11 protein-coding genes and 1 tRNA gene are annotated in these 12,118 nt (G+C 70.3%); 4 read left to right on the top strand and 8 right to left on the bottom strand.

All coding sequences use genetic code 11. The annotated features are described in order from the left end of the window. The first annotated feature begins 34 nt into the window (after positions 1 to 34). Positions 35 to 748 (top strand): molybdenum cofactor guanylyltransferase MobA, encoded by a 714-nt coding sequence (gene mobA, locus N4261_RS08545; RefSeq protein ID WP_261759733.1) that lies wholly within the window; start codon positions 35 to 37, stop codon positions 746 to 748. Next, positions 717 to 1,454, top strand: a complete 738-nt coding sequence (locus N4261_RS08540; RefSeq protein ID WP_261759732.1) for a GNAT family N-acetyltransferase — start codon at positions 717 to 719, stop codon at positions 1,452 to 1,454. The genes mobA and N4261_RS08540 overlap by 32 nt, the downstream gene beginning before the upstream one ends. A 61-nt stretch (positions 1,455 to 1,515) precedes the next feature. On the opposite strand, the gene N4261_RS08535 is transcribed toward N4261_RS08540, so the two are convergent. Further along, a complete protein-coding gene (locus tag N4261_RS08535; protein WP_261759731.1) occupies positions 1,516 to 2,616 on the bottom strand; it encodes a hypothetical protein in 1,101 nt (366 codons plus the stop codon). A 99-nt stretch (positions 2,617 to 2,715) separates the two neighbouring features. On the opposite strand from N4261_RS08535, the gene N4261_RS08530 reads away from it, so the two are divergent. Continuing rightward, complete coding sequence (locus N4261_RS08530; protein ID WP_261759730.1) at positions 2,716 to 3,246, top strand: Mpo1 family 2-hydroxy fatty acid dioxygenase; 531 nt, start codon at positions 2,716 to 2,718, stop codon at positions 3,244 to 3,246. Between the two features lie 304 nt (positions 3,247 to 3,550). Then, positions 3,551 to 3,979 carry a CBS domain-containing protein gene (locus N4261_RS08525; protein ID WP_261759729.1) on the top strand — a complete coding sequence of 143 codons (429 nt, stop codon included), beginning with the start codon at positions 3,551 to 3,553 and terminating at the stop codon, positions 3,977 to 3,979. A 12-nt stretch (positions 3,980 to 3,991) separates the two neighbouring features. Here N4261_RS08525 and N4261_RS08520 read toward each other — a convergent pair whose 3' ends face one another. From N4261_RS08520 to selA, 7 genes are all read right to left on the bottom strand, one after another. Beyond that, positions 3,992 to 4,561, bottom strand: a complete 570-nt coding sequence (locus N4261_RS08520) for a nitroreductase family protein (RefSeq protein WP_261759728.1) — start codon at positions 4,559 to 4,561, stop codon at positions 3,992 to 3,994. Positions 4,562 to 4,580: 19 nt separating this feature from the next. Further along, positions 4,581 to 6,212 (bottom strand): phosphonate ABC transporter, permease protein PhnE, encoded by a 1,632-nt coding sequence (gene phnE, locus N4261_RS08515; RefSeq protein ID WP_261759727.1) that lies wholly within the window; start codon positions 6,210 to 6,212, stop codon positions 4,581 to 4,583. A gap of 26 nt (positions 6,213 to 6,238) precedes the next feature. Then, positions 6,239 to 7,078, bottom strand: coding sequence for a phosphonate ABC transporter ATP-binding protein (locus N4261_RS08510; RefSeq protein WP_261759726.1), 840 nt, complete (start codon positions 7,076 to 7,078; stop codon positions 6,239 to 6,241). Positions 7,079 to 7,085: 7 nt separating this feature from the next. Further along, positions 7,086 to 7,967, bottom strand: coding sequence for a putative selenate ABC transporter substrate-binding protein (locus N4261_RS08505; protein WP_261759725.1), 882 nt, complete (start codon positions 7,965 to 7,967; stop codon positions 7,086 to 7,088). 314 nt (positions 7,968 to 8,281) lie between these two features. Further along, positions 8,282 to 8,374: transfer RNA gene (locus tag N4261_RS08500), tRNA-Sec, on the bottom strand. Between the two features lie 181 nt (positions 8,375 to 8,555). Further along, positions 8,556 to 10,631, bottom strand: coding sequence for a selenocysteine-specific translation elongation factor (gene selB / locus N4261_RS08495; RefSeq protein ID WP_261759724.1), 2,076 nt, complete (start codon positions 10,629 to 10,631; stop codon positions 8,556 to 8,558). Positions 10,632 to 10,647: 16 nt separating this feature from the next. After that, positions 10,648 to 12,102, bottom strand: a complete 1,455-nt coding sequence (gene selA / locus N4261_RS08490; RefSeq protein WP_261759723.1) for an L-seryl-tRNA(Sec) selenium transferase — start codon at positions 12,100 to 12,102, stop codon at positions 10,648 to 10,650. Between the last annotated feature and the right edge of the window lie 16 nt (positions 12,103 to 12,118).

Below are 12,118 nucleotides of genomic sequence, written 5' to 3'. Positions count from 1 at the left end.
GCCCTCGCACCCTCACGCACACGCGCACGCGCCTTTGCCCCCGCCCGCTCCCGCCCCCGCGGCACGGGCCATCACCGCGGTGCTGCTGTGCGGCGGCCGCGGCAGCCGGATGGGCGGCGTCGACAAACCGCTTCAAGCCTTTCAGGGCCGCCCGCTGGTCGAGCATGTGCTGGCCCGCATCGCACCGCAGGTGAACGGCCGGGTGGTCCTCAGCGCCAACCGGCATCTGGACGACTACCGACGCTACGGCCATCCGGTGGTCACCGACAGCTGGCCGGACTATCCCGGCCCCTTGGCCGGCCTGCTGGCCGGCATGGACGCGGTGCAGGCCCTGCAGGCCGCGGCGATGGCGGCCCAGGCCCCCCACACGCCGAGCGACACCGCCGCCGGCGCGCCCCCGAGCGATCACTGGCTGCTGTGCGTCAGCGGCGACAGTCCCTGGCTGCCGGAGGACCTGGCGTCCCGCCTGCAGGCCGCCCTGACCGACGGCCACGACAGCGCCATGGCGCTGGGTCGCGAGGCGCCCGACACACCGCTGCGCAGCCAGCCGCTGGCCAGCCTGGTGCATCTGCGCCATCGCGACGCGCTGCAGGCGGCCTTGCAGGCCGGCGAGCGCCGCGTCGAAGCCTGGCTGCGGTCGCTGCCCTTGGTGCTGGTACCGTTCGACCGTCCGAGCGACGATCGGGCCTTTGCCAACATCAACGACAGGAGCGAGCTTGAGCGACTTGAACCGCGGCCCCATCCCTGAAGCCGATCCGGCGCCGGTGACCGTCCGCCCCGCCCTGAAGGCCCCTGCCGCCGACGGCGGCTCCGACGCGGTCGCCCAGGCGGCCTCGCACCTGCATCCCGGTCTGCGTCCGACGTCGCTGGAAGGGTCCGAGCTCCGGCTGCTGACCGAGCCCGATCTGCCCGCCTACAAGGCGCTGCGCGACGGGATGCTGGCGCGCCATGAGCATGCCTTTACCTCCGACGCCGCCACCGAACAGACGCGCCAGGCCGCCAGCTACCGCCATCGACTTCATCCCGAGGCGGGCGGCCGCGCCCTGTTCACGCTCGGTGCCTGGTCGGGCGATCGCTTGGTGGGGGCGCTCACCTGTGAGGCGGAAGGTCGGCAGAAGGTGCAGCACATCGCCCACCTGGTGGGCATGATGGTGGATGACGCGCAGCAGGGCCGGGGCATCGGTCGCGCGCTGCTGCAGGAGGCGCTGTCCCGGCTTCGGCATGAGCCCTGGCTGGAGCTGGTCACGCTCAGCGTCACCGCGAGCAACGCGCCGGCGGTGGCGCTCTACCGCAGCATGGGCTTCGTCTGCTATGGCCACCTGCCGCGCGCCGTGCGGCTGGCCGACGGGCGCTACCTGGCCAAGGAACTGATGTGCCTCACCCTGCGCTCCGGCGACGACGGCCCCAATGAGTCCCTGGCCGAACGCCAGGCCGGCGGCACCTCGGCGTTGTAAGCACGGCATCCGCGCGATCTACGCGATCCACGGGCCGTGAGGGACGACGTCGGACCTCGCCTCACGCCCCCCGACATTGCGCCACCGGCTGCGCGACGAGATCCAGGTCCACCACCAGCGCATCCTGTACCGCCAGCAGCCCGCCCAGGACCGCGAAGGGCTTGAGGCCGAACTCGCTCTGTCGAATCACCAGCCGACCTTTCGCGCGCAACGGTGCGGCCTCTGCGCCGGCGCCCGAATCTCCCGGACCGCCCGGACCGCCGGTCGCCCCGCGTTCATCGACTGGGACGACCGCCGCCGACACGCCGGGACGCGCGACGTCCAACGCCACCTCCAGGGTCCTCACCTGGCCATGCAGTTGCACGGCCATGGTCAACACCAGCCGGGGCCAGGCGCCTTCCACCGCGCGGCTGCGCAGCAGCACCTCCGGATGGTCCGACGCCTCCAGCGCCCGCAGCAGGTTGGTCCGCGTGCCGGCGATGTCGTCGGCCGAGGGCTGGCTCGCGAACTCCGCACCGAGGGCCTGGCGCCATTCGGCTCGGTCGATGATCAGGTCCTCCAGACGGAAGGCCAGCTCGACGCCCGCGTCGCCCAAGCCCTGCTGGGGTACATACACATGCCCCACCAAGCGGTCCACGCCCAGCACATGGTTGTGGCCGAGCGACGCCAGCCGGCCGGCCCGAAAGACATGAATGTGGATCTGCGACGCCTGGCCATCGACCGCATACAGACGCCCTTGGTCCCGGCGCTGCGCCGTCAGCCACTCCGGGCAACGCAGGGCGGGCAAGGTGGATGCGTCTGCGGTGGCGACCTTCGCTGCCGTCGATGGCGCCGCTGCGGTGGCGCCGGACGGCCGCATGGGCAGGTTGGGCAGGTTGGGCGGGTGAGTCGCCTCCGTCGGTGCGCGCGGCGAGCTCGTCAGAGGCGCTGGGGACGCCGCGCCCATGTCGGGAGCGCGGGTGCCGCAGGCGGCCAATCCGCTCGCCAGCACCACGCCGACCGCCACCTGAGCCACGAAACTGATGACGCGGGGCGACCCCGTCTTGCGGCGCCATGGCGGCCCGGGACGGCCGGTGCGCAGGCCAGGCGTCGCGGGGTGGTCGCCGCTTCCGGTGGCACCGACCGGGGCGTTTGCGGCGAAGGTGTTGTCGTCCGAGGTCATAAGGGGAAAACCAGGAGCCGCAAAAACGGCATTTTGACCGCCACGACGGCGGCGAGCACACTAGCATTACCGCACAACGAGACAGATCCGGAGACCGCCATGAACCGCCAAGCGACCGATCTGATGGCGCAATACGCCGCCTATCACCGCGACCGCCGCAACATCGCCACCCACTTCGTGGGCATCCCCTTGATCGTGTTTGCCGTCGGCGTGCTGTTAGCGCGGGCCCAGATCCACATCGACCAGTGGACGCTCAGCGCCGCCTGGCTGGTGTGGGCCGGCGCGGCCGCCTGGTACCTCACCCGCGGCAACCTGGTGCTGGGACTGGCCACCGCGCTGGTCAATGCGGTGCTGATGGCCCTGGCCCACCCGCTGGCAGCGGGCTCCACCGGCGGCTGGCTGGCCTGGGGCCTGGGCAGCTTCATCGTGGGTTGGATCATCCAGTTCGTCGGCCATTACTACGAGGGCCGCAAACCGGCGTTCGTCGACGATCTGGTCGGCTTGCTGGTCGGCCCGATGTTCGTGGTCGGCGAGGCCCTGTTCGCCCTGGGCTGGGGCCGTGAACTGCTCGCCGAGATTGAGCGCCGCGTCGGCCCCACCCACCTGCGCGACCTCACCCATCCGGCCTGATCCGACCGAGCCGTCGGGCTTGGGCCTGAGATGGCCCGATGCCGATGGATGAGGCGTGATCCGGCTTGCCGAGGGTCCGCGCCGCGTCGGCCGCACGAGGCCTGAAACAGCGCCTGAGCGGCCGAGCGGTCCCCCTCGTCCCCTGCTTCCCCAAAGGGCCGCCACCGACCCACTGTCCCCGTGCCCCTTGGGGCCGGGTCTTGCGCCGCGTCGCCAAGCGGCTTATCTTGATGACTCGACGGGCGGGCAGCGGCTTCGTCCGATCGATCCGATCCGCCGCGTCGACGACACGCCAGGAGGCTCCATGAAACCGGTGTCCGAACTGCTGAAGAACCGTGGTCCCAACGTCTGGCGCATCACGCCCGATGCAACGGTGTTCGATGCCCTGCATCTGCTGGCCGAGCATGATGTGGGCGCCCTGCTCGTCATGACCGACGACCGCCTGCTGGGCATCTTTTCCGAGCGCGACTACACCCGCAAGATCGCGCTGCAGGGACGGGATTCACGCCACACCCTGGTCAAGGATGTCATGACGCCCAATGTCCTGGTGGTCAAACCCAGCACCGACATGCGGGACTGCATGAGCCTGATGAGCCAACGCAAGATCCGGCACCTGCCGGTGATGCAGGGCGAGGAGGTGATCGGCATGCTGTCGATCCGCGATCTGATGAACGACATCATTGCCGATGACGAACTGACGATCGCGCAGCTGCAGTCCTACATTCACGGGTGACGGGCACAGCGCTCACTCGCCCCAGAACTGCAGCGCGGCGTCGGCGTTGGCCTTGGCTGCGCGCGGCTTGGGCGAGCGCACCGGCGTGCCCAGCGCGATCCAGCCGAGCAGCGTTTCGCCGGGCGCGCAAAAGGCCGCTACCAGACCGGGATCGCGGGCCTTGGCGCCGGACAGCATCTTGCCGCCGAAGCCCAAGGCCTGCGCCGCATTCAGGAAGTTGGTCAGCGCGCCGCCCACGCAGGCCCATTGCTCATGAGCAGGAACTTGCGGATGACCCATGTCCAGCGCCGCCACCACCGCCACGGTGATCGGCGGCAGCAGCGCGCGTTCCTCGTCCATCGCGATGCCTGCGTCGTCCTTGCCCGCGCGCCGTGCGGCGTCACCAAACAGGCGCGACATCGTCGCCCGGGCCTCGCCGCGCACCACCTTGAACCGGAACGGCACCAGTTCGCCGTGGTCCGGCGCATGCAGGGCGGCCTCGACCATCACCCGCAGTTGCTCGTCGCTCGGGCCCGGCACGCCGAGATGCTTCGGTCCCACCGACGCCCGCGCCATCAACAGCGCCAATCCTTCTTGATTCATCGCTCAGGCCTCCCGTGCCTCATCGATTGAGCTTGCGTCGCGCCGCATAGGAACAGGCATCCACCAGCATCACCAGCACCAGCATCGCGAGGACCACGGTGCTGGTTTCGCGCATCTGGAACAGGCCCAGGTGCACGCTCAACATCTGCCCCAGTCCGCCCGCCCCCACCACGCCCAGCACCGCGGCCGCGCGGATGTTGTTCTCCCAGCGGTACAGCGTGTAGCTGAGCAACTGCGGCGCGGCCTGCGGCAAGGTGGCATAGGCAAATACCTGCCAGCGCGAAGCCCCGGCCCAACGCAAGGCCTGGGCCGTCTGCGCCGGTGCATTTTCCAGCGCCTCCGCCATCAGCCGACCCAGCACACCCGTGGTGTGCAGCGCCAGGGCCAGGGTGCCCGGCATCGGCCCGAGTCCCGCTGACACCAGCAGGATCGACGCCCACACCAGCTCGGGCACGCTGCGCAAGGCATTCAGCAGCAGCCAGGTCGCGCCACGCAGCAGACCCGACGGTCGACTGGCCAGCAGCGCCAACGCCAGGCCCGCCACGGCCGCCAAGCCACTGCCCAGGGCCGACATGGCCAGGGTCTCCAATGCGCCCTGCCCCACCCGCATCAGGAAGGCCGGCGCGAGTTGCGGCGGGAAGAATTCAGAGAGGAAGGCGCCCATCTGCGACAGCGCCGACGCGCTCAGCAGATCGCCCCAACGCACCGGCAGCGACACGAAGCTGGCCACCACCAGGACGGCCAACGCCGCCAGCAGCAGCCACAGGCTCGTGCGACGCGGCGGTCGATCGGTGCCGTGCTCGGTCGCACCCATCCGGCTGGGGCGCAGCCAGGCACTGAGACGATCGGCCAAGGCCACCAATGCCATGAAGATCAGCAGGATGGTCGAGACCTCAGCACCCGCGAACATCTTGGTCGCGTTGTCCAGCTGCTGGCCCAGCCCGCCGGCGCCCACGAAGCCCAGGACCACCGAGGTCCGGATCGCGCATTCCCAGCGGTAGACGGTGTAGCTCACGAGCTCGTCGGCACAGCCCGGCAGCGTGCCGAAGAAGAAGGCCTGCAGCCGACCGGCGCCCCCGCGCAGCAGCGCCTGGGTCGGGGTGGCGTCGGCACTCTCCAGGATTTCGGCGTAGACCTTGCCCAGCATGCCGCCGTAGGACAGCGCAATGGCCAGCACCCCGGCCCCCGGCCCCAGGCCCAGCACCCGCACCAGCATCAGCGCCCACACCAGCTCGGGCACCGACCGCAGCACCACCAGCAGCGTGCGCAACGTCCAGCGCAAGGACGCCGGCAGCGCGGCCATGCGCCCGGTGAGCGAGGAGACCGACAACCGCGCCGTCGCCAGCAAGGCCAGCGGCACGGCGATCACCCAGGCCAGCGCCAGTCCCACCGTGGCCATCGCCACCGTGCGCCAGGTGTCGGCCAGCGCCATCCACAGGAATTCCGCATCGACACGCGGCGTCAGGAACTGGACGCCGAATCGGAGAGCCGCCCGCAGGCTGCGGGGCTCCAGCAGTTCCCAGGGCCGGAACTCGCACCAGACCAGCAGCGGCCACAGCAGCACCAGCACCGCGACGCCCAGACCGATCCGCCGCGTGAGGGCCGGATCGCGGCGCCACGGCTCGGCGCCCATCGCGCTCATGGGGCTCATGGGGCTCATGGGGCTTAGACCCAGGTTCATCGACACATCGCCTGCGGCACGGCGCGCGACAGGGTCGCATCGCCAGGACCGCCCTGGGCATCGTCATCGGCGGCGGATGGGGGTCGATCGTCCAGCCCGGCATAGAGTGCTTCGAGCAGCGCGTCGTCCAGACCGTGGGACGGGCCGTCGTAGACCAGGCGGCCTTCGCGCAAGGCAACCACCCGGGGAAAAAGCGAGCGGGCCAATTCCACCTGATGCAGGCTACAGACGAGCGTGCGCTGCTGCGCGCGGGCGGCCTCCTGCAACACGGCCAGACTGCGCTGCGCGCGCTGGGGATCCAGCGCGGAGAGCGGCTCATCGACCAACCACAGGGCGGCGCGGGACACCAGCAACCGCGCCAGTGCGACCCGCTGGCGCTCGCCGCCGGAGAGTTGGTCCACACGGGACCAGAGGCGGTTGCCCAGCTCGAGGCGGTCCAGCGCATCGAATGCCACGCGGGCTTGATCGGCGGACGGGCTGAACAGCATGCGCAGCGACGTACCCAGACCGGCACCGGGCAGCAGGCCGGCCAGCACGGCGGTGACCACCCGCTGACGGGGTGGCAACGGTGGGTGCTGCGGCGCGAGCATCAACTGGCGGCGCAGCCGATGGCGGGCGGCATGCGACAGGGCCCAGGCGTCCTGGCCGCCGAGGCGCAGATGGCCATCGGCGGGTGCCAGGGCGAGTGCGAGGGCATGCAGCAGCGAGGTTTTTCCGGCGCCGGACGCGCCGATCAGCGCGACCTGCTCGCCGGCCTCGATGCGCAGGGACAGCGGCTGGATCAGGCAGCGCGCACCGGCCTGCAGACGCAGGCCGTCCAACTCCAGCAGCGACATCAGGCGATCACTTCAGCAGGCCGGCGTTTTCGGCGGCGGCCTTGATGCCGGTGTAGTTCTCCGGCTTGGTCGGCACGAACTTGGTGGCGCGCTGCAGGCCGAGGATCTCCTTGCCTTCGGGCGTGGCATCGCTGAGCTTCAGGAAGGCTTGCTTGAGCTTTTCCTTCATGGCGGCGGGCATGTCGGCATGCACGCTCCAGTTGTAGTCGTAGTAGGTGGGCGTGGTGAAGAACACCTTCACCTCGGCCGGATCGACCTTCTTCTCGCTGAGCAGCTTTTCCCACACCGAGATGTTGAGGGCGCCGGCGTCCACCTTGCCGCTGGCCACGGCGGCGACGGTGGCGTCATGCGCGCCGGAGAAGCTGATGCGCTTGAGGTCGGATTCCGGATTGATCTTGGCGGCGAGCAGGAAGCTGCGGGGCATCAGATGGCCGGAGGTGCTGGAGGCCGAGCCGAAGCTCAGCGTCTTGCCTTTGAGGTCGTCGAGCTTGGTGATGCCGCTCTTCGCATCGGTGATGAACACCGATCGGAATTTTTCGTCTTCCTCGCGCTGGACCAGCGGCACGACCTTGCCGCCGGAGCGCACATTGGCCTGGACGAAGGTGAAGCCGCCGAACCAGGCCAGGTCGATCTTCTTGTTGACCACGGCTTCCACGGCGGCGGCGTAGTCGGTGACTGGGGTCCACTCGACCTTCACGCCGAGTTCTTTTTCCAGGTACTTGCCCAGCGGTGCGAACTTGCGGGCGAGCTCGGTCGGCGACTCATCCGGAATCGCGGTCACGCGCAGGACGGTCTGCGCATGGGCAGCGCCGACGGTGGACAGGGCGACCAGGGCGGCCACGGAGAAGCCCCGCACGGCGCGGTGAAGGTGGTGGAACAGGTTGGACATCAGAGTCTCCCGATGGAGTGGATGGAACTGCGGTGGGCGGAAGCGACGGGTCGAGCGACCCGGGCATCCTCGAACGACCTCGCGGCCGAGGCCAGCGAGGTGAAATGAGGGAAAAAAGGAGGAATGAGACATCGCCGAACGTCCTGGCACGTCCCCGCCCCCGAGGGCGGGTGCCGGAAGTCAGCGGTTCGGCGAGCGTCAGATTGCCGTGCGAGCGGCTCGAGGTTGCGACGAGGAGCGCAGCCGTACTCCCGTACGGCGAGCACCGCAGTCGCAAGATCGAGTCGCGCAGCCGGCAAGCTGGCGCTTGCCGGCGGAGGGGGGAGGGGGTCGAACCCTCCCGGCAACGCATGGCGCCACCCACCAGGTTTGAAGCCTGGCCGATCCACCGGGATCGTTCCCCCTCCCACAGCCCTGCGGGGCTGGCGTGAGGGCGGGGTGAAAGTCCCCTGCCCTGTGGCCAGCCCGGTCTGTCCTTGTCCTACGCCTGCTGCGCCTGCTGCGCGTGCTGCGCCTGCTGCGCCTGCTGCGCCTGCTGCGCGGACGCTGCGTGTGTCCTGACGTCCTTCGCCCTCGCTCCCCATGATCTCAAGCGGCCTTCACCGGCTCGCCCTCATCCAGGAACAACTGGCAATCCGCTCTCAGCTTATGCGCATCCCCCACCCGTCGGAGCAACCCGACGCGATCAAAGAACTCCAGCACCTGAATCGCCCGCTTGCGGCCCAGCCCGCTGCGGTCCCGAAACAGCGCCGCGCGCACATCACCATCTTCCTGCGCCGCACCACGTGCCAATTGCGCCAGCGCGTGAATCGCTGCCGGCGCATAGTACAAGTCCTTCACCACCTGGAACAACTCCCCCCGCTGCGCCAATCGCGCAAGCGTGGTGCGCATCAGCGCCTCGGACTCCTGCGCCAAGCCGGCCAGATCCCGCACCCAGGACCCTTCGAAGCCCGATTCCACCAGGCGCGGCAGCACCTTCTGCGCCAGCCGTTCATCCAGCGCCGACAGCGCCACCCCGTGCGCCGGCAGATGCACCGCGGCGCCGGCCAATCGCACCTGGCCGCGTTCGGCCATGCGCTGCACCAAGGCGCGCCACAGCGGCTCCGCCAGGCGCGGCGCGCTCAGGCGCCGCCAGCGCGCCAGATCCGGCCCGAGCTCGTCCGGTTGATCCCGGTGGTATTGCGCGAGCCGCTCCAACGCCAGCGCCTCCCAGACACCGGCCTGCATCGGCCCCAGCGCCCAGGCTGACGCCATGGCCGCATCGGCCGTTCCTTCAATTCGACCGGTACTGAGGGCCTCAGCGCTACCGCCGACCAGGCCATCGCCGGCGTCAGCGTCGGAAGCGGCCTCCGCCACCTTCGCCTCCTTCGGGCCCGGAGCCACGGCAGCGGACCACCAGGGCGCTCGCGCGTCGCGGGCCAGCCCTTGTGCCGCCGCCAGCCGGGACAGATCCACGCCCGCCGGCGCCTGAGCCAACAGCCCGCGCAATCGCTCGATCGGGTCCGGTTGCGACAGGGCGATCAATTCCGCCAAACGTTGCGGCGTACGTCGGTACCGCGCCGGCGCCTGCGGATCCAGCACCCGACCGCCCGCCAGGGCTCGCGTGGCGGACGCATCCCGCAGCACCACCCGATCGCCGGCCCAGCCGCACATCGGTTGATGCAGCACGATCTGCACCAGCGCCTCGGCGCCGGGCTGGACCAGTTCCAGCACCTGACCATCCAGACCGCCCAGGATCGCCACCGATCCGGTCGCCTCCGCCGCGCCCAGATGCACATGCACCGGCGTGCCGCTGCGCAGCGGCTTGGCCTCGTCCGACCACAACCGCAGTCGGACATCGATGCGGTCGCTCCATTGCGCCACCTCCGGCGCCGCCAGCCACTGGCCGCGGGCGACCTCATCCTTGTCCAGGCCGGCCAGCCCGATGGCCACCCGCTGACCCACCTGGGCATGCTCGACCGATTCGTTCTGCGCATGCAGGCTGCGCACCCGCGCGACCTGCGGCACCTGGCCCGCAGCGGGCGGCAGCAGCCACAGCTCATCGCCGATGCGCACTTCTCCCGCATACGCGGTCCCGGTGCACACCGTGCCGACGCCCGACAGGCTGAACACCCGATCGATCGCCAGCCGGAAACCCTGCCCGGCCACGTCGCGCGCCGGCATCTGCCGCGACTGCGCCAGCAAGTGCTGCCGAAGCGCGACCACGCCCTCCCCCGTGGTGGCGGCCACCTCGAAGATCGGCGCACCGGCCAGGCTGGTGTGGGCCAGCAGTTCGTCGATCTCGGCGCGGCGCGCGGCGCGCAAGGCCGCATCAGCACGATCGCATTTGGTCAGGGCGACAGTGCCGCGCTCGATGCCCAGCAGGGACAGCAGTGCCAGATGCTCACGCGTCTGCGGCATCACGCCGTCATCGGCCGCGACCAGCAACAGCGCATGATCGATGCCGGTGGCGCCGGAGAGCATGGTGTGCACCAGCCGCTCGTGACCCGGGACATCGACAAACCCGAGGCGCTGGCCCTCGCCCGCGTCCAGGTAGGCATAGCCCAGCGCAATGCTGATGCCGCGACGCTTCTCTTCCGGCAGACGGTCGGTGTCCACGCCGGTGAGCGCTTTGACCAGCGTGGTCTTGCCGTGGTCGATGTGACCCGCGGTGCCGATGATCATGGCGTCGCCCGTCCGTTCACGACAGCGCCGCCTTCAGCTGCGGCAGCTGCGCCAGCAACTCGGCCTCGGCGCCGGACACGTCCAGGCAGCGGAGGTCCAGCCAGAGTTCGTCGGCCTGCACTCGCGCCACCACCGGCAGCGGCAGGTCGCGCAGCGCCGTCATCAATTCCTCGAGCGCCCGGCCCATGCCACGCTTGCCGGGCAGTTGCGGCGCGATCGCCAGTCCGGCCGACGGCAGCGTCTCCACCGGCAGCGAGCCGGAGCCGATCTGACCGCGCATCGCCGCCACCCGCACCGCATAGCGCGGCGCCAGGGCCGATTGCAGCGGCGCGAGCAGGCGCGCCGCCTGCGCTTCGATGTCGGCCACCGGGCGGGTCAGCAGGCGCAGCGTGGGCAGGTCGCGGGTGAGTCGATCCGGTTGCAGATAGAGCCGCAGCGTCGCCTCCAGCGCCGCCAGCGGCAACTTGGACAGACGCAGGGCCCGCTTCATCGGAAACTTGCGGATGCGCTGGATGTATTCGCGACGGCCGACGATCAAGCCCGCCTGCGGCCCGCCCAGCAGCTTGTCGCCGCTGAAGGTCACCACATCGCAGCCATCGGCCAGCATCTGCTGCGGCAAGGGCTCGGCCGGCAGCCCCCACTGCGCCAGATCGACCAGCGAGCCGCTGCCCAGGTCGGTCAGCAGCGGCAGGCCGCGGGCGTGCGCGATGGGCGCCAGTTCGGCCTCGCTCACCGAGGCGGTGAAGCCTTGAATCGCGTAGTTGCTGGTGTGGACCTTCATCAGCAAGGCGGTGCGGGGCGTGATCGCGGCTTCATAGTCGCGCGCATGGGTGCGGTTGGTGGTGCCCACCTCGACCAGCGTGGCGCCGGCCGCCGCCATCACATCCGGCATGCGGAAGGCGCCGCCGATCTCCACCAGCTCACCGCGCGAGACGATCGCCTCGCGCCCGCCTGCCAAGGCCGCAATGCCCAGCAGCACCGCCGCCGCATTGTTGTTGACCACCGTCGCCGCTTCGGCGCCGGTGATCTCGCACAGCAGGTCCTCGACCAGGCTGTCGCGGTCACCGCGGGCACCGAGTGCGAGGTCGAACTCCAGGTTGTTCGGCGAGCCCATGCAGGCCAGCACCTGCTGCACCGCCTCGTCGGCCAGCACCGCGCGTCCGAGGTTGGTGTGCAGCACGGTACCGGTGAGGTTGAGCACCCGGCGCATGCGCGGCGCCAGGCGCGCGGCGCACTGGCTTTCGAGTGCCTGCGGCAGGCGGGCCAGCCGCGCGGCGGGCAGCGCACCGTCCAGCGCGAGCCGGCGCCAGTTGTCGAGCAGCCGGCGGGCCTGCACGGCGACGAAATGATGGCCGTGCGCAGCCACGAGCGGCGCGATGGCGACATCGCGCAGCAGTCGATCGACGGAGGGAAGATCCTTGGGCGCCGCGGAGGGTGGAACCGGGGAGCCTGCCGTCGGACCATGAACCATGGATGCCTCGGGCTTC

It is taken from the genome of Roseateles amylovorans (genome assembly GCF_025398155.2).
In the GTDB taxonomy this organism is placed as follows: Bacteria; Pseudomonadota; Gammaproteobacteria; order Burkholderiales; family Burkholderiaceae_C; genus Roseateles; species Roseateles amylovorans.
This window is presented reverse-complemented; position numbering and strand designations above follow the sequence as displayed.